Origin of the sequence: Floridaenema fluviatile BLCC-F154, from assembly GCF_041929135.1 — a bacterium.
In the GTDB taxonomy this organism is placed as follows: Bacteria; Cyanobacteriota; Cyanobacteriia; order Cyanobacteriales; family Aerosakkonemataceae; genus Floridanema; species Floridanema fluviatile.
Genome location: NZ_JBHFNS010000070.1, coordinates 63,820 through 83,176 on the forward strand (window position 1 = coordinate 63,820; position 19,357 = coordinate 83,176).

Annotated in this window: 21 protein-coding genes; 10 read left to right on the forward strand and 11 right to left on the reverse strand. The window is 40.4% G+C overall.

Translation table 11 applies throughout. The features are described 5' to 3' along the window. Positions 1–38: 38 nt before the first annotated feature. Positions 39–1,730, forward strand: a complete 1,692-nt coding sequence (locus ACE1B6_RS18285) for a DUF3084 domain-containing protein (protein WP_413258687.1) — start codon at positions 39–41, stop codon at positions 1,728–1,730. Positions 1,731–1,809: 79 nt separating this feature from the next. Beyond that, on the forward strand, positions 1,810–2,268 hold the full coding sequence (locus ACE1B6_RS18290) for a pre-16S rRNA-processing nuclease YqgF (protein ID WP_459563053.1): 459 nt from the start codon (positions 1,810–1,812) through the stop codon (positions 2,266–2,268). Between the two features lie 43 nt (positions 2,269–2,311). On the opposite strand, the gene ACE1B6_RS18295 is transcribed toward ACE1B6_RS18290, so the two are convergent. Beyond that, on the reverse strand, positions 2,312–2,575 hold the full coding sequence (locus tag ACE1B6_RS18295) for a DUF3146 family protein (protein WP_413258688.1): 264 nt from the start codon (positions 2,573–2,575) through the stop codon (positions 2,312–2,314). A gap of 182 nt (positions 2,576–2,757) precedes the next feature. On the opposite strand from ACE1B6_RS18295, the gene ACE1B6_RS18300 reads away from it, so the two are divergent. Continuing rightward, positions 2,758–4,182: a GTP-binding protein gene (locus tag ACE1B6_RS18300; RefSeq protein WP_459563057.1), complete on the forward strand. Its 1,425-nt coding sequence runs from the start codon at positions 2,758–2,760 to the stop codon at positions 4,180–4,182. A gap of 173 nt (positions 4,183–4,355) precedes the next feature. After that, entirely contained in the window at positions 4,356–4,610 is a 255-nt protein-coding gene (locus ACE1B6_RS18305; RefSeq protein WP_413258690.1) for a phage tail protein, read from the forward strand. Positions 4,611–4,726: 116 nt separating this feature from the next. On the opposite strand, the gene ACE1B6_RS18310 is transcribed toward ACE1B6_RS18305, so the two are convergent. After that, the gene (locus tag ACE1B6_RS18310; protein ID WP_413258691.1) at positions 4,727–6,424 is read right to left on the reverse strand and encodes a mechanosensitive ion channel; all 1,698 of its coding nucleotides are present in this window, start codon (positions 6,422–6,424) and stop codon (positions 4,727–4,729) included. Between the two features lie 430 nt (positions 6,425–6,854). Here ACE1B6_RS18310 and ACE1B6_RS18315 point away from each other — a divergent pair, with 430 nt between their 5' ends. After that, complete coding sequence (locus ACE1B6_RS18315) at positions 6,855–7,322, forward strand: SRPBCC family protein (protein WP_413258692.1); 468 nt, start codon at positions 6,855–6,857, stop codon at positions 7,320–7,322. An 8-nt stretch (positions 7,323–7,330) separates the two neighbouring features. On the opposite strand, the gene ACE1B6_RS18320 is transcribed toward ACE1B6_RS18315, so the two are convergent. The 3 genes from ACE1B6_RS18320 to ACE1B6_RS18330 form a co-directional block, all read right to left on the reverse strand. Continuing rightward, positions 7,331–8,158 carry a SirB1 family protein gene (locus ACE1B6_RS18320; protein ID WP_413258793.1) on the reverse strand — a complete coding sequence of 276 codons (828 nt, stop codon included), beginning with the start codon at positions 8,156–8,158 and terminating at the stop codon, positions 7,331–7,333. 255 nt (positions 8,159–8,413) lie between these two features. Further along, positions 8,414–9,205, reverse strand: coding sequence for a tetratricopeptide repeat protein (locus ACE1B6_RS18325; RefSeq protein WP_413258693.1), 792 nt, complete (start codon positions 9,203–9,205; stop codon positions 8,414–8,416). A 155-nt stretch (positions 9,206–9,360) separates the two neighbouring features. Then, positions 9,361–11,061 (reverse strand): sensor histidine kinase, encoded by a 1,701-nt coding sequence (locus tag ACE1B6_RS18330; RefSeq protein ID WP_413258694.1) that lies wholly within the window; start codon positions 11,059–11,061, stop codon positions 9,361–9,363. A 289-nt stretch (positions 11,062–11,350) separates the two neighbouring features. Here ACE1B6_RS18330 and ACE1B6_RS18335 point away from each other — a divergent pair, with 289 nt between their 5' ends. Then, positions 11,351–13,279 (forward strand): hypothetical protein, encoded by a 1,929-nt coding sequence (locus ACE1B6_RS18335; protein WP_413258695.1) that lies wholly within the window; start codon positions 11,351–11,353, stop codon positions 13,277–13,279. Positions 13,280–13,582: 303 nt separating this feature from the next. Here the strand turns inward: ACE1B6_RS18335 and ACE1B6_RS18340 are convergent, their stop codons facing one another. From ACE1B6_RS18340 to ACE1B6_RS18365, 6 genes are all read right to left on the reverse strand, one after another. After that, positions 13,583–13,702 (reverse strand): photosystem II reaction center protein J, encoded by a 120-nt coding sequence (locus ACE1B6_RS18340; protein WP_413258696.1) that lies wholly within the window; start codon positions 13,700–13,702, stop codon positions 13,583–13,585. A gap of 77 nt (positions 13,703–13,779) precedes the next feature. Continuing rightward, positions 13,780–13,902, reverse strand: a complete 123-nt coding sequence (locus ACE1B6_RS18345) for a photosystem II reaction center protein L (protein ID WP_413258697.1) — start codon at positions 13,900–13,902, stop codon at positions 13,780–13,782. Between the two features lie 9 nt (positions 13,903–13,911). Further along, complete coding sequence (gene psbF, locus ACE1B6_RS18350) at positions 13,912–14,043, reverse strand: cytochrome b559 subunit beta (protein WP_193980582.1); 132 nt, start codon at positions 14,041–14,043, stop codon at positions 13,912–13,914. Between the two features lie 23 nt (positions 14,044–14,066). Next, positions 14,067–14,315 carry a cytochrome b559 subunit alpha gene (gene psbE / locus ACE1B6_RS18355; RefSeq protein WP_193980580.1) on the reverse strand — a complete coding sequence of 83 codons (249 nt, stop codon included), beginning with the start codon at positions 14,313–14,315 and terminating at the stop codon, positions 14,067–14,069. Between the two features lie 83 nt (positions 14,316–14,398). Beyond that, positions 14,399–15,406, reverse strand: coding sequence for a photosynthesis system II assembly factor Ycf48 (locus tag ACE1B6_RS18360; RefSeq protein ID WP_413258698.1), 1,008 nt, complete (start codon positions 15,404–15,406; stop codon positions 14,399–14,401). 136 nt (positions 15,407–15,542) lie between these two features. After that, on the reverse strand, positions 15,543–15,878 hold the full coding sequence (locus ACE1B6_RS18365) for a rubredoxin (RefSeq protein WP_413258699.1): 336 nt from the start codon (positions 15,876–15,878) through the stop codon (positions 15,543–15,545). 235 nt (positions 15,879–16,113) lie between these two features. Between ACE1B6_RS18365 and ndhC the strand changes: the two genes are divergently transcribed. The 4 genes from ndhC to ACE1B6_RS18385 all read left to right on the forward strand — a co-directional run bounded on the left by ndhC (position 16,114) and on the right by ACE1B6_RS18385 (position 19,218). Then, positions 16,114–16,476, forward strand: a complete 363-nt coding sequence (gene ndhC, locus ACE1B6_RS18370) for a photosynthetic/respiratory NAD(P)H-quinone oxidoreductase subunit C (protein WP_413258700.1) — start codon at positions 16,114–16,116, stop codon at positions 16,474–16,476. Continuing rightward, complete coding sequence (locus tag ACE1B6_RS18375) at positions 16,473–17,216, forward strand: NADH dehydrogenase subunit K (RefSeq protein WP_413258701.1); 744 nt, start codon at positions 16,473–16,475, stop codon at positions 17,214–17,216. The genes ndhC and ACE1B6_RS18375 overlap by 4 nt, the downstream gene beginning before the upstream one ends. After that, positions 17,209–17,727: an NAD(P)H-quinone oxidoreductase subunit J gene (locus ACE1B6_RS18380; protein WP_413258702.1), complete on the forward strand. Its 519-nt coding sequence runs from the start codon at positions 17,209–17,211 to the stop codon at positions 17,725–17,727. Before ACE1B6_RS18375 ends, ACE1B6_RS18380 begins: the two co-directional genes overlap by 8 nt. A gap of 177 nt (positions 17,728–17,904) precedes the next feature. After that, a complete protein-coding gene (locus ACE1B6_RS18385) occupies positions 17,905–19,218 on the forward strand; it encodes a sensor histidine kinase (RefSeq protein WP_413258703.1) in 1,314 nt (437 codons plus the stop codon). Positions 19,219–19,357 lie beyond the last annotated feature (139 nt).

Below are 19,357 nucleotides of genomic sequence, written 5' to 3' on the forward strand. Positions count from 1 at the left end.
TGTGAGATAGTCTGGATATGGAGCTAATTTAGCTGAATATGACCACCGGGTTAATTCTGATCGCAGCAGTTTTGGTGTTGGGAGGCGTGATCGCATCGGTGGGCGATCGGATTGGTACGAAAGTGGGCAAAGCCAGACTCAGCTTGTTCAATTTACGACCAAAGAACACAGCGGTGTTGATCACCCTCCTGACAGGTAGTTTAATTTCCGGTTCGACACTGGCAATTCTATTCGCCGCCAGTGACCAATTACGCACGGGTGTTTTTCGCTTAGAGTCAATTCAAAGAAATCTCAAAAGCGCCCGCCAAGAAGTTGAGAAAACCAAAGGGGAAAAACTACTCGTAGAAGCGCAGAAATTTCAAGTAGAAAGAGAAAAAAATCAAGTTGAAAATGAGTTAGCCCAAGCGAAAGCAGAACAAGCAGCCGCACAAAAACGCTTAGATGAAACAAATCAAGCGTTACAGATGGCATTGGCAAAACTTTCGGAAGCAGTAGCTAAACAAGCTGGTACGCAAACGCAATTAAATCGAACTCAAGCCCAACTGAGTGAAACTCAAGGGCAATTAAGTCAAACTCAGGAACAGTTAAAAGTAGTTTCGCAGCAAACCGAAAATTTACGCGGAGAAATTACTAAACTGCAATCAGAAAGAAGGGAATTGATCGCCCAAAGGGATCAAGTGCAGCAGCAAATTACGCAATTAAAAGCTCAACTGGATCAAAGAGATGAAAAAATAGCGGCACGCGATCGCACAATTAGATTACAAGACCAACAAATTGCCGTTCGCGATACAGCGATAAATGAGCGCGATCAAAGAATTAGAACTCAGGATCGACGGATTTATCAAAGAGAACGCGAAATTGGGATTCGCGCTCAAAAAATGCAACAGCAAGACCAAATAATTGCTCAGCAAGAAAAGCGGTTAAAAGCCTTAGAAGAAAAACTGAATCAAAGCGAACAATTAATTGCTGAAAGGGAAAAGTTAATCAACGAAAAAGAGAACCAACTAAGTCAAAGAGGGAAACAATTAGACATACTGCAACAAGAAGTTGCCACCTTAGAGCAGTATTATCAGGATTATCAAGAATTACGTCAAGGAAACGTTAGATTACTCCGAGGTCAAGTATTAGCTTCAGGAGTGTTTCGGATTGTCGATCCGACAGCTGCTCGTTCAGTTGTAGATCAATTATTGACGCAAGCTAATCGATCGGCTATCCAACGCACTAAACCTGGAGAAAACAACTTTAAAGAACAAGTAATTGTAATTAGAGAAACAGAAGTCAACCAATTAATTGACCAAATAGATGATGGCAATGATTATGTAGTTCGGATTATTTCTGCTGGTAATTATGTCCTGGGAGAGTCGCCCGTGCAGGTGTTTGCTGATGTGGCTCCGAATCGCGTGATTTTTCAAGCTGGGGAAGTATTAGCAGCAACTTCTGCCGATCCCGCAAAAATGACAGAAGAACAACTACGCCAGCGAATCGAATTGTTGATTGCTGCTTCTCAGTATCGCGCCCGACGTGCCGGAATAGTCGCTAATACGATGCAAATCGGAGACGATCGCATTGAAACCTTAACCCGCTTTTTGGAGCAACTAAAAAAATCAAAAGAACCCTTAGATGTCCAAGTAGTAGCATCAGATACTACTTACACTGCTGGGCCAGTCAGAATGGATTTAGTCGCAATTCAAGGCGGACAGGTGGTTTTTAGAACCTCGCCAACAGGGTAAGGGGACAGAGGAGAGGAATTTTCTGCGGGATCTGTAGAGGTTAATCTAAAATTTAAAATCTAAAATCTAAAATTGACTCATGTTTTCTCCTGATAGTCCTAATCCTGACTTTAAGGGATCGCCCAAACAGCCTGTGATTTTGGGTTTCGATCCAGGGCGGCAAAAATGTGGTTTAGCGGTGATGGCAGTCGATCGCAAATTACACTACCACGAAGTTGTGACTGCGGAAAAAGCGATCGCTACCATTCAAGAATTAAGGCAAGTTTATCCGATTTCTGTGTTAGTCATGGGGGATCAAACTACCGCTAAAAGTTGGAAAAAACAACTCAATCAAGAACTGCCAGAACCTCTGCGAATTATCTTGGTGGATGAGCGATATAGTACTTTAGAGGCACGCGATCGCTATTGGCAAATGTACCCACCCAAAGGGCTTTACAAGTTAATTCCCCAAGGAATGCGACCTGTACCCCGTCCCATAGATGATATTGTCGCCATTCTACTGATCGAAAGATATTTAGGACGTTTAGTCAGCTATTAACTCAAAACGCCAGACTTTCCACTGTTCCCTATTTCCTGTTTCTTTAAAACTTCGCCCGAATAGTGAAAGCATAATCACCACCAGGCTCTAATTGATAATCAGACTGTTCCAGAAACCTACCCAAAGGCTCGATAATTAAAGCACGTCCTAGAGTAGGTTGAACAGATAACTTGCCTTGTTTAAAAGACCATTGGAAGTGCCACTCATAATCGTCGGCTCTCACTTCCCCAACAATTTTGCCCTGTAGCCAACAAAGTTCGGTAATGCGGACAAAGGCTGTGGTTTCTGGTAGACGTTTTGCGCTCACGATTTCAGGACAATCTACTTTAACACTCTTTTCTCATGTTAAACGGATGGCAATTTGAGTCAATCTTACTAGGATCAAAATATATACCCACGCTCACCCTGTAATTGACCGGAGGATGCACTTTGACTACTTTTTCTGGGTCACAAAAAAGTTTACAAAATGATTCCGCAAATTCCCCAGACCTGGAAAGGGAACTGGACAATGCTATTTTTAGCTTTACTGATATTCAAGAGGAACTAAATTATAAACAGGCGCAAACAGCCTTAAGAGAGATTGTTGCTAAATTAGACCTTTCGCCTCAAGAACAAGCCGGACTAGAGTCGGAAATTCATGATTTACAAAATATGCTGGACAAGTTAGAACGTTCAGTAGTGCAAATTGCCGTGTTTGGCATGGTAGGGCGAGGTAAATCTTCTTTGCTCAACGCTTTGTTAGGGGAAAAAGTGTTTGAAACTGGCCCTTTACATGGGGTAACTCGCAGTAGTCAAAGGGCGAATTGGGACTATTTTCAAGAAACTGTGGGTGAGGGGAATTCGCAAGTTTTGCGCGTGGCTTTACCGGGAAAAGGTAATTCCCAAGTAGAGTTAATTGATACTCCGGGATTAGATGAGGTAGATGGGGAAACTCGTGCTGCTTTGGCGCGAGATGTAGCAAAACAGGCTGATTTAATTTTATTTTTGATTGCTGGCGATATGACGAAAGTGGAACATAGTGCGCTTTCGGAATTACGATCGGCTGGTAAACCAATTTTATTAGTATTTAACAAAATAGATCAATATCCTGAAGTCGATCGCATGGCAATTTATCAGAAAATTCGTGACGATCGCGTGCGAGAATTACTCTCACCTGATGAAATTGTTATGGCTGCGGCTTCTCCTTTAGTCGCTCAAGCAATCCGGCGACAAGATGGTAGTTTAGGCGTACAAATGAAAGCCGGAGAACCGCAAATTGAGGAATTAAAATTAAAGATTTTAGAGATTTTGCATCGTGAAGGTAAGTCTTTAATTGCACTGAATTCCATGTTGTTTGCTGATGAAGTAAATGAGCAAGTATTACAGCGAAAAATGGCAATTCGGGAAAATAGTGCCAATCGAATTATTTGGAATGCTTCGGTGACAAAGGCAGTGGCGATCGCTCTAAATCCACTTACAGTAATAGACTTATTTAGTGGTGCGATCGTTGATGTCGCTTTGATTTTAACTTTGTCCAAACTTTACGGAATTCAAATGACGCAACAAGGAGCAGTATCTTTGTTAAAAAGAATTGCTCTTTGTATGGGTGGTTTAACTGCTAGTGAATTAGTGGCAAATTTGGGTTTAAGTTCTTTAAAAGGTTTGTTAGGTTTAAGCGCACCAGCAACCGGAGGTTTATCTTTAGGTGCTTATTTCTCGGTTGCATTAACTCAAGCAAGTGTGGCTGGTGTTTCTTCTTATGGAATTGGACAAGTTACCAAAGCTTATTTAGCAAATGGTGCTTCTTGGGGTCCCGATGGGCCAAAAGCTGTGGTAGACCAAATTTTATCTTCTTTGGATGAAGATTCAATTTTGAATCGTTTAAAAGATGAATTGCGGGCGAAATTATATAGTAGAATTTCACAGGAAACATAAAGACGATTAAAATCTACATTCCGCACAGGCAACTACAAAAATAAAGACCGCTTAATAATGATTTACTTGGAGCGAAAACATTTGTTATTAATCTTTCAAATATCTTCATGTTGCCTTAATTTTTCCGCGATGTGGTAATAATAAATCATACATTTTATCCGATGGTGAAACTCATGGAAACATTTATTGGAACCATCATTCTTTTTCCTAACACCTATGTTCCTAGAGGTTGGGCTGCTTGTAATGGTCAGGAATTATCAATCATGCAGAATCAAGCTTTATTTAGTATCTTAGGAACAACTTATGGAGGTAATGGCACAACAGCCTTTGCTCTACCTAATTTGCCTACTGTCAAAGATGTAGATGGAAAAGGAGAATCACAGTATATTATTTGTCTTTATGGCATTTATCCTCAGCGTGATTGGTAAGTGTAAGCCCTAAACAATTTATCCTAGATTCCGACACCCTAAAGATAATAAAGGGGTGCTTTTTCTACTTGGTAAAGCACCCTAATTTAACTATTCAAATTATTGAATAGAGTTAACTACAATTTCGGTGGTTCATTCTTTTTGCGTTTAAAGGTTTCTAACCAATCTCGAACTTGTTCGCCAGCGACATCACGACTACCTAATCCAAAGGCGATCGCAGCGGCTACGGCGATCGCACCAAGCAATAAACCAAAGGCTAAATTAACGATATCCGCAGCAATACCCATTTGTTGTAAAGCCATTGCTGAAACTAAGGTGATAATCGCAATTCGCGCCGCATTTCCCAGGATAACTGCTTGTTGATTCCCAGAACTGACGATCAAATTGAAAGCGAGATTTGCTAAATACAAACCGATCGCAAATATCACTAAACCAACCAAAATTTGTCCAGCGATCGCGACAATTCCGGTAACAATTGCGGTGAGGGCTGCAAATGCTAAAACTTCTACAGCTGCTACTGTAGCTAATAGCATGATCCCCACTAATACAATAATTCCGACGATTTCCGAAGGGGTTCTCGAAGCAGTAGTTTTTTCTTCGACTGTCGGTGGTTGAGGAATATCAGAAGGAGTTTCTGAGGGAGAGACAATTATTCTACTGCGAGTTTGTCTCGGCTGAGGTAAACCAATCCAGTTGAAAACATTGTTGAAGCCAATGCTGGTTAAAATACTGGTGACTACATCAGCTAAAAACTTACCGATTCCATAAGCTACCGCTAAGATAATTGCCGCTGTGAAAATTCGCGGAATTGCACTGAGAATATCATTGAGCATGGCGATCGCGGGAATCGAAATCGCACTAATTCTCAGAGCATTTAAAGCAGCGATCGCAACTGGAATTAAAATCAGTACGTAGACAATAGTACCAATAATCCAAGATAGAGATTTCCCAGTTGTCGCCGGATTAATTCCGAACTGAGAACCTAATCTATCCGTTCCCGCAGCTACTAACAAATTAGTTACAATTCGCCGGACAACTTGGGCAACTAACCAACCTGCTGCTGCAATCAAAATCGCTGCAAATATATTCGGCAATATTGCCAGAATATCATTGAGTAATCGCTGTACTGGTTGTAAAGTTCCCTCTAATTCTAATGTACTTAAAACCGCGGGAAGAAACAGTAAAAAGATAAACCAGTAAAGTGTATTACCAATAGTTTCACTGACGGAAAATTGGTTGCTTGTATCGTTAACCTCTTGGTTAAGTCGCTCATCTAATCGAACTGCTTGTAATGAGCGTGTCACTACCAATTTAACTATTGTTGCTATTACCCAAGCAATAGCTAACAGAATAGCTGCTCCTGCTAATTTCGGCAGGAAAGTAAAGATCTGATTGAGTAAGTTATTGAGTGGTTCGTAAACCGCTGTCAGCTGAAGTGCTTGTAAAAAAGCGACTAGAGCAAAGATGAAAATTATCCAAAATACTACATCAGAAATCCACTTTTCTACAGGTAGGCTTTCTGCGTCGGCTCGCCCTGTCACCCAAGAGGTAATCCTATTATCAATGCTAGTGCGATTTAGTAGTTTCTTGACTGCCCAAGCGATGATTACCGCTAATAGCCAGCCTAAAACTAAGAAGACGATCGCACCTAACAAATTGGGTAAAAATTGACCAATGTTAGAAGTGGTTCGCTGGACAACATCAACCGTATCATCTACGGGGTTAACGGTTCTTGTTACCTGCGCCACAATTTCATGAGGGAGGATCGGCACATTCAAATCTAAATGTGCTGTACTTTGCCAAATGCTATTCATAGTTTTTCTGATTTAATGTCAGAATTGTTGGTTAACATACCATAAAATCGACCTTGGCAAGCATAAATTCACGATTTTTACTTGTCATCTACCTTTATAGGTAAATTGCTTGTCCCCGAATTTACTTGAATAGATGGTAAATGATTTAACAAATTAACAAATCTTTGAAATTGCGAATTTTAGAAATTAGGTGAAATCAGCCTTTCGGGAAAGGCTTTTTAGTTACCCTACCGAAAAGTTAAAGTTTAATTAAGATAGATATAAAATCCTCTCAGTATACTAGGTAACTTATTTGCGGGATTTAATTTCACATTCCCGACCTAGTAAATTTTACTCAAAGAGCAAAATTGATTCCAAAAGTGCAAAACTTGTTTAATAATAAAGATTAAACGGAATCAAAGAGAATCAAGTTAAATTAAAAAGGATACCATTGAACGTGAAATCAGATTGGCAAGTTTTTGAACAATCAATTCAGATTAAAGCGAGCGCCACGGTAGTAGAACACTGTATTACCGATCGCGTCTTAATGCACCGCTGGTTAAATCCAGCTTTACGTTGCGATCCCGTAGGCGAGTGGAGTACAGAAATAGGTAGTCGCAGTCGATTTGTAATTCAAATTCCCGTTTTACAACCGACTTTAAACAGCAAAGTAGTGGAACGAGAACCCGGTTTAATTGTCTGGGAATTTACAGGTTTTTTCCAAGGACGCGATCGCTGGGAATGTCAACCTGTAAAGGAAGGTACGCTATTAGTTAATCGCTTTGAATTTACAATTGCTAATCCTTTGATTCGTTGGGGATTTAATACTTTTGCAGCCGCTTGGACAAAAGAAGATATGCAAGCACAACTAAGACGAATAAAATTAGTCGCTCAAGAACAAGCTCAAGGATTTAAATAGCTAATAAATTAAGGCAAATTTTCGCGAATCTGTGCTACTAATTGTCGAATAAAACTAGCATCTTCAGCATTAGGAACCTGGATCAAATAACTTTCTAAATCTTGACAAGCCGATGCTAAATCGCCAATTTGGTAATAGAGTAAACCGCGATCGCGCAATTCAGTCGCAGTCCCCGGAAATAGCAATAAAATCCGTTCAATACTTGCCAAAGCTTTCAGCCATTCCCCACGATTAAGATAAATCATCTTCAAATTCATCAGCATTCTTGACAAAAAACGTCGCGGAGTTACAGGTTCTAATAACCCCGGAGAAATAATTACAGGTTGCTGATAAATTTGACTTAATCTTTGTTCGCAATCTTGCTCAAATAAAATTTCCCCTCGATTAAAAGCATCCACATAAATTCCCACACCAGGAAAATCTGGACGAATTAAAAAATGACCTGGCATTCCAATACCTACCATCGGAAAATCGATGCGTTGAGCAATTTCCAAATAAACTAAAGAAAGACTAATGGGAATCCCAGTTTTCCGTTCAATTACTTGATTTAAATAACTATTACGTGGGTCATAATAATCATCACTATTACCAATAAAACCCAAATCCTCATAAAGATAATTATTAATACATTGAATAATCCGTAACGGATAAGGTTCGCTGGGTAAACGTTCCTCAACTTCACCTGCCATTGTATCCAAAGCATTAAGATATTCCTCTGGATTCATGTCAGAATACTCTTCCTGAGCAATATACAAAGCTGCTTTTGCCAGATTAATGTTTTTCTCAGCTTGATGAATCTCTCTGTAGAAATATTGTCGCGCCAGAGGAAAGTTCATTGAGTGAAAACCTAGTACTTTAGGAATTGCCTTGACGATCTCAAGATAAATATTACCTTGTAACCGATCAATTGACTTAATCTGTGCCTGAAAATCCAGGGAATTCTGAAAAAATGTCACATATTCACCTATTTTACCCTACAAGCTGGCAAATTAAAAAGTACGTTGTTAGCCTTTAGCACTGAAACGCAACAACGTACCGATAAAATCCGTTAAGGATTGTGACATTAGCGGAAGTTTTTCCGCTAAAGTTTACTATCCAACACGAGACAATGCTTGTTGGACTTCACGAATTTGCCGCAGAGTTTGTTGCGTAGCCTCTTCATCTCCAACTTGCCGGAACAAAGACAAAGCTTCTTGATAGGAATCCATAGCTTGTTGTTGGCGATTCAGATAACTGTAAGTTAAACCAATCATGTAGTAAGTAACCGCTTTACTTCTGGGCTGACTCAAGGAATTTTCAAGTTTTAAAGCTGTTTGAAAACTGTTTAATGCTTTTTCATATCCTTCTTGTCTCAGGTAAGCTACACCTAAATTACGGAGAACGATCGCTTCACTGCGAGGAGATTTTAATTGCCGAAAAAGAGCTAAAGATTGTTGATGATAATCCACAGCTTGTGCATAATTTTTTTGTTGGCGATAAACTACACCCAAATAATCTAAGTAGGAAGCTTCATTAAAGCGATCGTTCAACTTCCGGCTAATTACCAGCGCCTTTTCATAAGCAGTTTGCGCTTGGGGATAATCTTGCAAATCTTCGTAAATCATCGCCAATCTATAAAGAGTTAACATTTCTCCCTTGCTGTACCCAAGTTTTCGCATCATTTCTAAAACTTGAGTGAAACTTGCTAATGCTGCCGAAAATTGTTTTTGTTTGTACTGTTCTAATCCCTGTTCATACAATTGAATTGCTGCTTCTAACTTAGAATTATCTGCTTGCGCTTGCATTAGAGGGGTTTTGACAGTTGTAATTGCCGAAACTGGACTACCCAAAGCAATTACTAAGGTTAAGGGAATTAAGCTGAGATGTTTAAAATTAAATTTCATAGTCCTTAAGCCGAAGTCAGTTGAAGAAAGATTTTTTCCTGGTCTACTCCTCTATATGTCTGGGCGAAAAGGACTTATGCAGTTATGCTGGAAAAATTTTATCTTCGCCTCTACTCTTCACCGAGCAATATTGGGATAATTGCTTTTTAGCGTTTTCATCCACCTGCTGAAGCTAGGTGGCTCTCAACATTTCTTTTAGTAAGTTGACAGACTGGAATTTCCAACACAAATTTAGTACCATTTTCCGGCGTAGAATCACACCAAATCTTGCCGTTATGCTTTTCTGTAATAATTTGGTAGCTGATGGACAAACCCAAGCCCGTTCCTTTACCAGCTAACTTCGTTGTGAAGAAAGGATCGAAAATTCGCGACTTGACAGTTTCCGACATACCTAAACCATTGTCTGCGATCGTAATCCGTACCTGATTTTCCGGCATTAACTGAGTGGAAATCCAAATAGTACCGGGCTGTATTGGTTGATTGTCTTTCCGCTGTTGTTGTCTGCGTTCTTCGAGTGTATCAATAGCATTTACTAATAAATTCATAAATACCTGATTGAGTTGTCCGGGATAACATTCAACTAACGGCAAATGATTGTAATCCTTAACAACCTGAGCGATCGCAACTTCCGATTTTGCCTGGAGACGATGTTGCAAAATTAGCAATGTGTTATCGATGCCTTCATGCAGATCGACAGCTTTAAATTCAGATTCATCAAGGCGAGAAAAGTTGCGAAGAGATAAGACAATTTGCCGAATCCGATCGGTTCCAACTTTCATTGATTGCAGGATTTTAATTAGGTCTTTACTTATAAAATCGAGTTCTATATCATCTAGTAATTCTTGCAGGGTTGCAGGTGAATTTGGATAATGAGATTGATACGCCTCTATAACCCTAAGAAGATCTTGAATGTAGACATCAATATGGGAAATGTTGCCATGAATAAAATTGACAGGATTGTTAATTTCATGGGCAACTCCAGCAACGAGTTGACCTAAACTCGACATTTTTTCTGCTTGTACTAAATGGATTTGAGTATCTTTAAGCTCTTGAGTATAGGTAGCAATCCACTCAATTAATTGATTGAGAGCATTTGCCAGCGTACCCATCTCATCATTAGTAAAAACAGTAGCTCTCAAATTTGTGTTTCCATCACGAGTTACTTGTTGTGCCACGTTCCCAATAGATTCTAAAGGACGAGAGATAGCCCGACTGGTAAAAAATGCCAACAAGCTGGCAGCAATAACTGAAGCAATAAGACTAGCTAGCATGATTTGCATTCGCAAAATTTCAGCTTGCTGTTTAGCATTTTGAGCTATCAATATATCTTTATCTACTTCAACTGTTACCCGATCGATCCGATCTGCAAATTGAATAAGCTGAGCAAAACTACCACTTTTAACTAATTCCAAAATGTGTTGCTCCAGAAAATCTTTGTTATTTGATTCTTGAAATAACTGGCTTTTCTGTACTATCATTTCCAAATCTTGAGAGAATGTGGCTAAAGTCTTCTGGTATTCTTGCAACTGCGGATTAAAATTGATTACTGCTCTGGTTTTTGCCACCTCTAGTTGACTCACTAACATCTGAAGGTAGCTCACTCGGGCAAGCATCTTGTCACTTGCTTGTTGAAAAGCCTCGGAATTTTCCACAAAAGGTGCCAATTCTTTTGCAGGCCGATTTTTTAGAATTGTAACTTGTAAGTTATTCAGAAGCTTTTGTTCGTGATAAGTTGTAGTTAATTTTTTAGTTGCCTCCTCCTGATAGTGATTTCCTACCATCAATCCAGCCAATGCTCCGATTACTGGGATACTAACTGCCAGCGCATAGCCTAAAATAATCTTTGTTCTGACCATAAAAAAGCCCAATTTTCTAGATGTTTTTTGCAAGGTGTGGTGAGACGGGTACGATACCCTTGGATATTGATTGTGGTTATCTGATGAAGGAGGAATCATAGTTTCAACAGGTAAATTCTTTCTGTTTATATAGTTCCCACCGAGAGAACACAACTCTCAAAGAATGTTTCAAAGGGCTTTTTGTGTTTCTTTTCTTGGCTGCCTTGTGCCATACAACCAACAAACAATTGCTCTGTAACCTTCCCTAGTCTACGATTAAGGGTGATTGGCGCTATCTTTCCGGCTACCGATGGAATACTGGGAATTTCTGATTCAAAAACAAAACGATCGCTCTTGGCAATCCCTGAAATCACCGGAAGTTGAACTTCCTCCAGGCAGGTATCGTCTCGTAGTGCGTTCTAACCGTGCGGATACTGATATAGATATTCGGATCGTTCACCATTCAATTCACGAAAACCCACCGAAACGGAGGTTACAAAAGCGATCGCGTCGCATCAACTCCGAAGGGTTAATGGTGCTGATTCCTTTTACCGATCTCACTCCCGGAATTTGGGAGTTTCGCTGTTTGCCAGATTTATTTGAAGATTTAATGGGCGAACCTTGGCAAAAAAGTCTAAAATTAAATATTTTGCCCCCAGATCCGCAACCAGAAGCAGCGAATTACAGTTTTACGGGAGAAGAAACCCAAGGAAGAATTGGCGATTTAACCTTTTCTCATCAATCTAAAAATCCAGTTTCTAGTGTCAAGTCAGCAACTCCTGATTCTTACCCCTTACGCTTAACCCTCAAGCAGGAAACATACATGGCGCGTGCGGGACAGTCTATTACTTTATCAGGTTATTTGGAGCTACCAGATACAGAAGATCGGGAAACTGAAACAAAAGTAGCATTAACAGGAGAAATGCGAATTCGTCTGCGCGATCCCCAAAACGGACAAATTTTAGCAGAACGTCAGCAGCAAATTACAGAACAGGAAATCCCCTTTACTTTTGCTTGTAATATTCACATTCCCCCCCAAAGTAAAACCCATTTACTGCTAGGTGAAGTGACTATTTATGACCTGCCAGAAACAGCAAGTGATTCTCCTTTAGTTTTGGCAAGTAGATCTTTTAGTATTACCGGAAATTTGGACGATCTACTGAGTGCGATCGCTGATAATTTCCAAGAAACAGAAGTATTAGAACTATCCTCAAATCAATCTAAATCAGCAACTTTAGACCTGGGTACTTATAACCAAGCAATTACACCCACCAATCTTAATATTTCAAGTTTTCAACCCGGTGGTAAGCAAATTTTGCCCCCACAACTCTATCAACCAGACTTGGTAAGAAACCCGATTAAAAAGCTAGAATTGCCCAGCTTTGGTAATTTTGTCAATCCTATACCAGAACCAGAATTAATAACTGAAACAACTCCCGAAACCACAGAAACAGAAACAGAAACAGCATCATTAACAGAAGAAAATACTACTAACGAAACAGAAACAGAAACAGCAGAAATTGCCGACCAAGTTACTGTTGATGAGGAGACAGATACAACAGCGATCGAATCAAGTAATATTGATACAGCTTTTCAATCTTTAAAATTAGAAGAGCGTTTTTGGTCGCGGTTAAATGCGATCGCTGCCGATGCCGAATTATCCACTGAATTAAGCAAAGATCCGGTTTTTGAAGAATTTGAAGAAATAGAAGAAAAAACTGAAACTCCAGCTGCAATTTATACTGGCCCGGATGCTGAATTAGCCGCAATGGAGTTTGTCGTAGAGGAAGAAGAACCACCAGCACTTCTACCAGGAAAATCGGAAAATAGTCTGAGTTCGCTAGGGGAAAGTTCTGTTGATGAAACAGAAGCAGAAGCTTTACCAACACCAGAATTAGAAGTACCAGAAGGAGAATTAACCGCAGGACAACAAATTCGATTGCGAGTCAAAGTCCCCATGAGGCAACCTCGACTCGGCGTTAAGTTTTGGGTGGTAGATTTGCAAACGCGATCGCTCGTAGAAGGCCCACGTTGGTTAGGCGATTTTTATCTCGACGCTTGGGGAAACTTAGAAACCACTTTTCAAATGACAGTTCCCTTCGGTTGTTTAGAAATCCGCTTTGAAGCCATTTCCTCCGACATTTCCACCAAACAAGAAAGCCGTAAAGCCCAAATTAATCGCAGCGTCGTTCCCCCAGACTTACCTCAGTTCTCGGAAGACGATCTCAATACTCTTTGAAAGGCAGGGGGGCAGGGGGGCAGAGGGGCAGAGGGGCAGGGGGGCAGGGGGGCAGAGGGGCAGGGGGGCAGAGGGGCAGGGGGGCAGAGGAGCAGGGGGGCAGAGGGGCAGAGGGGCACAGGAGAATTTAAAACTTAAAACTCCCCAAACTCTTCCTAACTCAAAACTCAAAACTTTCCTAGTCCCCAGTCCCCAGTCCCCAGTCCCCAGTCCCCAGTCCCCAGATAAGTTGAAAAACCGCTTTTCCTAAAATTAGGAAAAGCGGTTTTTTGACAAACATCTAAATCTAAATTGAGACAATTCTTACAAAGAAGAACCTAAACCAGCGTAGGCACCATAAAAGAAAATGCCCACAACACCGATTACGCCTAAACCTGCTACAGTAGCAACAATCCACAAAGGAATTCTTCCACTTCCAGACATAGTATTACCTCCTCTTGAAACAGCAACAACTTTTAATTTTTGAAACCGAGTATCAGTGAAAATCAATTGACTACCAGTTAGTTAAAGAAATAACTGGAGAACAACAAACCGAGAACGAAAACCAAGAGCAAACCCAAATAAAGAGAAGTCCGGTTTAACTCAACTGGTTGATTATTAGGATTAGGGGTACGAGAAGGCATTAGTTTCTCCTAGCGTTGAATAAATTGCATAGCGGCGATCGCGCCCAGGAAGAAAACTGTAGGAACAGCCAGTGTATGTACAGCCAGCCATCTCACAGTAAAAATTGGATAAGAAACAGGTTGATTCGATGGAGTATTCATATTTCAAAACCAATGATGGAAAACTACTTACCAGAAAATTCTTGAATTTGGTCTTTCGCTTGATATCGATCGTTAATGATCGGCAATTCTTGACGAGTTTGAGTATAGTACTCATCAGGACGGGGAGTACCAAAAGCATCATAAGCTAACCCAGTGCTGACAAACAGCCAACCCGCGATGAACAACATCGGGATAGTAATGCTGTGAATTACCCAATAACGAATACTAGTAACAATGTCCGAAAACGGACGCTCTCCAGTAGTACCTGCCATTCTTCTTCCTCCGACAACAAGATCAAACCTTAAACAAATGATACGAAATATTAAACGTTCTCACAAGACAAGAGTAAGAATGTTTAAGCTGCGCCGACAATATTAGGATTGTATTTCAGCACTGTGCCATTCTGACCAATAATAAATCCTTGCTCTGGACTCAGAAACACGATTCGATAAAGATTAGAAGGTACATCTTCTACCTGACGGTCTTTTTCCCAGGTTTTCCCAGCATCTAAGCTGCGAAGTAAATTCCCGCTACCGCCAGCTACCCAAACTTCTTCCGGGGTGCGAAAAGCTAAATCCAGCAAACCCCAGCTAGTAGAAAATTCGGGATAATCAGCATCTAACCATACTTCGGGATCTTCAGGGTCAGTAAATTGCAGTTGACCACCACGGGCTAACATCCACAATCTACCATCCCTAGTGAAACCCATGTTTTGCACTCGGCGGGAACTATTGCGGTTATGCTGAACCCAAGCACCTTGTCCTGGTTCCCAAGTAGAGTAAAAATTTCCCCTTGAGGAAACCGCCACATACTTACCATCAGGAGAACGGGAGATATTCCGCACCACACCGACAGCTTCAGCCACCATTGCTTTCCAGGTTTTACCACCATCATTTGTCCGGTAAATTGCGCCGACATCGGTGGTCATTTCCGCGGAGTCAGAGCCGAGAGCAAGTATGGTGTTAGGATTACCAGGGAGCTTTTCGCTTAAAGTAATCCTTGACCAAGATTGTCCTTCATCAGTAGTGTGTAGCAACAGTGAAGGTTGTCCAGCAATCCAGCCTTCTTTGCCAGAAAAACTGATTGAACTGAAACGGTACTTTTGCTCACCTAAATCTAAAATTTTTGGTTGCCAAGTTTTGCCACTATCAGTGCTTTCCAGCAAAGTGGTGTTACTTCCCACTATCCAGCCGTGATTTTTGTCGCTGGTAAAAGCAACATCCGACAGGTTGCTTTCTGTGGGTAAATAGAGGACTTCCCAAGGGTTGTCACTGACAGTCGGTACTTTACTACAAGCTACACAAAGGAGGACAACTGCTAGCAGCACTCCTAATTTTTGCAAATTTCTCAATAGCGATCGCATTTTTTCCCAATATTCTCTAAATCGTCTTGCTTACTTTTTCTGCCAGACTTTCTCATCTTCTAAAAATCAGTCAATTTTTTATCTTACGGCATCGAGGAGCTTAATTAGCTTGAGCCGAAATCCTGCCCAAGCCAAATCATTGTAATCCATACAGACTGAGGAAAAACAAAAAGGCCAGTGCCAAGCCACCAAAAATCAGGAGATTCTTTTGTGTGGGTGTAAGAGTATTGACACCTAAGCCGTAGCCGTAATTAGACTTAAATCCCGATGCAGTTCCTTTTGGCCCAATGTTTTGGAATGCAGATTGCCGCACGCCACAAACCGGACAGCGCCAATTTTCTGGCAATTGCTCAAAGGGAGTCCCCGCCGGAATATCGTTCTTGTTGTCTCCCTTTTCCGGCTCATAAACATAGCCGCAGGCGTTACACTCATATCGATCCAATGTATTCGGATCAACAGCTTGGTTGGTCATTGCTCACTTTGGATTATTAGAAAAGAAGGAGAAACCTTAAAATCTCTGTTACAGATTATGACATATTATTTCTTTCTGACCGAGAAGATGAGGAAATCTAGACTCCCCACTTCTTGAAGAAGTCGGTGATCTGGGTACTTATGGTTTTCATAAGCAAACTGAGGCATCCCGAAGAACGAATTATCTGTAAAAATAAGTAACAAATGTCCTTTTGCCAAAGTGGTAGCAACTAATTGTGTTTGTTCTTAGCGGCTATGAATATTTACTAGGCTTTCTAATCATTTGCAGCCTAGTCCCAGTTTTAGCTCTGACTGCATCGAAACTACTGCGCCCCAGCCGTCGCGGTCCAGAGCGTCGTACTACTTATGAATCAGGGATGGAACCAATTGGCGGAGCCTGGATTCAATTCAACATTCGCTACTATATGTTTGCCTTGGTCTTCGTGGTCTTTGATGTGGAGACGGTTTTTCTTTACCCTTGGGCTGTCGCCTTTAATCGTTTGGGACTTCTAGCCTTTATTGAAGCACTGATCTTTATTGCGATTTTAGTGGTTGCTTTGGTGTACGCATGGCGTAAAGGAGCCTTGGAATGGTCATGAATTCAAATCTCACAAATATAGATCCCAATTTTGAGCAACAGCTAAAAGAAAAGATTCTCAATCCAGTTGAGCGGACTTCTGTTACTCAAGAACTTTCCGAGAATGTCATTTTAACTACGGTTGATGACCTTTACAATTGGGCTAGGCTTTCGAGTCTTTGGCCTTTAATGTTTGGTACGGCTTGCTGCTTTATTGAATTTGCGGCGATGATTGGTTCTCGGTTTGACTTCGATCGCTTCGGTCTTGTCCCCCGTGCTACTCCTCGTCAAGCTGATTTAATTATTACCGCAGGTACGATTACCATGAAAATGGCTCCGGCTTTGGTTCGTTTGTACGAGCAAATGCCGGAACCTAAGTATGTAATCGCAATGGGTGCTTGTACAATTACGGGCGGAATGTTTAGCGTTGATTCTCCGACAGCTGTACGGGGTGTGGATAAGCTGATTCCGGTGGATGTTTATATCCCTGGCTGTCCTCCACGTCCTGAAGCGATTATGGATGCGATCGTCAAACTGCGGAAGAAAATTAGCAACGATTCCATACAGGAACGGGGAAAACTCACTCAAACTCACCGTTACTACAGCACCACTCACAAAATGAAAGCTGTACCAGTAATCTTAGATGGTAAGTATCTCCAATCCGATACTCGCTACAACCCACCAAAAGAATTGACTGAAGCTATGGGTATGCCTGTACCACCAGCCCTGAAAGCAACAGAAAAGGAGGTTTCCCGTGGCTGATGAATCTCAAACCCCAGAAAATTCAACTCTGGTAGAAGCAGGTAAAGTTTCTCGCTGGTTGACGGAAAATGGTTTTGCACATGAGTCTTTAGAACCAGATCCTCGCGGTATCGAAATCATTAAGGTGGAAGCTGATTTCTTGATTCCTTTGGCTACCGCTTTGTATGCTTACGGATTTAATTACCTTCAGTGTCAAGGTGGTTATGATGTGGGCCCTGGAGAAGAGTTGGTCAGTTTTTACAATCTGATTAAACTTAGTGATGATGCCGATCGCCCAGAAGAAGTAAGAATCAAGGTATTTTTGCCCAGAGAAAACCCCAAAGTGCCTTCAGTGTATTGGATTTGGGCAAGCGCCGACTGGCAAGAACGGGAAACTTACGATATGTACGGAATCGTTTACGAAGGACACCCGAATTTGAAGCGGTTATTAATGCCTGAAGATTGGGTAGGTTGGCCTTTACGTAAAGATTACGTCTCTCCTGAATTTTACGAGTTACAGGATGCTTACTAAAGCTGACCAAAATTTTCATTTCCCCCAAATTTGGGGGTTTTTTAATTTTTATCCTGGTTTATTGATTAACTGCGTAGAATATAACGACAGAATAAAGTATTAAACAGTTGTGCTAGCTTTAAACAAATAGCAGAGCTTTTCATATCCTTTTTGTATTTTCTCCATTGGTTCAGTGTAATGAATGGTAATTTAGCAACTTCTTTGGCAGCGGACATTATGATTGTGGATGATACGCCAGATAATATTCGTTTTTTATCTACTCTGCTGCAAGAACAAGGTTATAATGTGCGGAAGGCAATTAATGGGAAAATGGCTTTAACTGCAATTAGAACTGTTTTGCCTGACTTGGTTTTATTAGATATTAATATGCCGATGATGAATGGCTATGAAGTTTGTCAGGAATTAAAGCGTGATGAAAAAACTAAGTCAGTACCAATAATTTTTATTAGTGCTTTGGATGATGTAACTGATAAAGTGAAGGCTTTTCATTTGGGTTGTGTTGATTATATTACTAAACCTTTTCAAATTGAAGAGGTTTTGGCACGGATTGAGAATCAGTTGACGATCAAAAATTTACAAAATAAATTGCGATCGCAAAATACCGAACTGCAAAATGCCTTGGAAGAGCTAAAAACTGCCCAAGCTCAAATAATTCAAAAGGAAAAAATGCTCAGTTTAAGCCAGTTAGCTGCTGGCATGGCACATGAAGTTAATAATTCCATTGGTTTTATTGCGGGTAATATTGATTTTGCTCGTCAATATGTTCAAGATTTATTAGAGTTAATTAATATCTATCAACAAGAGTATCCTCAGCCAACTCCAACTGTCCAAACAGCACTGGCAGATATTGACCTAGAATTTATCGCTAAAGATGTAAAGAAAGTACTGAATTCTATGCAAACGGGAGCAGAAAGAATTTCGACCATTAATTTAGCGTTACGTATTTTTTCCCGCTTAAATGAATCAGATGTGAAACCTGTAAATTTACATCAAGGAATTGATAGTGCTTTGGTATTGTTACAGCAAAGACTTCGCCAAGAGGAACGAAATCGGGAAATTAAAGTAGAAAAGAACTATGGAAAATTACCAGTAATTACTTGTTATGCTAGTTTAATGAATCAAGTTTTTTTCAATCTTTTAAATAATGCGATCGATGCTTTAGAAGCTAAATGGGAAACAGCTGGTGATACATCTACACCAACAATCTTAATTATTACTGAATTAACCGATCGACAAACAGTAATTGTAAAAATTAAAGATAACGGCACAGGAATTCCTGAAAATATTAGACAACAGTTATTTAATCCATTTTTTACTACTAAACCAGTAGGCAAAGGCAGCGGATTAGGACTATTAACTAGTTATCAGATTGTAGTAGAAAAACATCAAGGTAACTTGACTTATCAATCTATATTAGGTGAGGGTACAGAGTTTATCCTCGAAATTCCAGTTAGTTTAAAAAAAATATCAGATAAAGCAACTGTAGAGTAAGGAATTTTATCAACAATTAGTGATATTAGTTACCAAGTTAGGCGAGCTAGTACTGAAATAAAAATTTTTTTAAAGCATTAAATACTTAACTTTACAAAATATTTGCAATTCCGGGCGAGGAAATTACAGAAAATATAGC

What these genes read in the sequence shown, in the direction of transcription:
- ACE1B6_RS18285 (WP_413258687.1), top strand. Translation starts at nt 39, where the DNA reads ATGACCACCGGGTTAATTCTGATCGCAGCAGTTTTGGTGTTGGGAGGC.
- ACE1B6_RS18290 (WP_459563053.1), top strand. Translation starts at nt 1,810, where the DNA reads ATGTTTTCTCCTGATAGTCCTAATCCTGACTTTAAGGGATCGCCCAAA.
- ACE1B6_RS18305 (WP_413258690.1), top strand. Translation starts at nt 4,356, where the DNA reads ATGGAAACATTTATTGGAACCATCATTCTTTTTCCTAACACCTATGTT.
- ACE1B6_RS18310 (WP_413258691.1), bottom strand. Translation starts at nt 6,424, where the DNA reads ATGAATAGCATTTGGCAAAGTACAGCACATTTAGATTTGAATGTGCCG.
- ACE1B6_RS18320 (WP_413258793.1), bottom strand. Translation starts at nt 8,158, where the DNA reads ATGAACTTTCCTCTGGCGCGACAATATTTCTACAGAGAGATTCATCAA.
- ACE1B6_RS18325 (WP_413258693.1), bottom strand. Translation starts at nt 9,205, where the DNA reads ATGAAATTTAATTTTAAACATCTCAGCTTAATTCCCTTAACCTTAGTA.
- ACE1B6_RS18330 (WP_413258694.1), bottom strand. Translation starts at nt 11,061, where the DNA reads ATGGTCAGAACAAAGATTATTTTAGGCTATGCGCTGGCAGTTAGTATC.
- ACE1B6_RS18335 (WP_413258695.1), top strand. Translation starts at nt 11,351, where the DNA reads ATGGAATACTGGGAATTTCTGATTCAAAAACAAAACGATCGCTCTTGG.
- ACE1B6_RS18340 (WP_413258696.1), bottom strand. Translation starts at nt 13,702, where the DNA reads ATGTCTGGAAGTGGAAGAATTCCTTTGTGGATTGTTGCTACTGTAGCA.
- ACE1B6_RS18345 (WP_413258697.1), bottom strand. Translation starts at nt 13,902, where the DNA reads ATGCCTTCTCGTACCCCTAATCCTAATAATCAACCAGTTGAGTTAAAC.
- psbF (WP_193980582.1), bottom strand. Translation starts at nt 14,043, where the DNA reads ATGAATACTCCATCGAATCAACCTGTTTCTTATCCAATTTTTACTGTG.
- psbE (WP_193980580.1), bottom strand. Translation starts at nt 14,315, where the DNA reads ATGGCAGGTACTACTGGAGAGCGTCCGTTTTCGGACATTGTTACTAGT.
- ACE1B6_RS18360 (WP_413258698.1), bottom strand. Translation starts at nt 15,406, where the DNA reads ATGCGATCGCTATTGAGAAATTTGCAAAAATTAGGAGTGCTGCTAGCA.
- ACE1B6_RS18365 (WP_413258699.1), bottom strand. Translation starts at nt 15,878, where the DNA reads ATGACCAACCAAGCTGTTGATCCGAATACATTGGATCGATATGAGTGT.
- ACE1B6_RS18375 (WP_413258701.1), top strand. Translation starts at nt 16,473, where the DNA reads ATGAATTCAAATCTCACAAATATAGATCCCAATTTTGAGCAACAGCTA.
- ACE1B6_RS18385 (WP_413258703.1), top strand. Translation starts at nt 17,905, where the DNA reads ATGAATGGTAATTTAGCAACTTCTTTGGCAGCGGACATTATGATTGTG.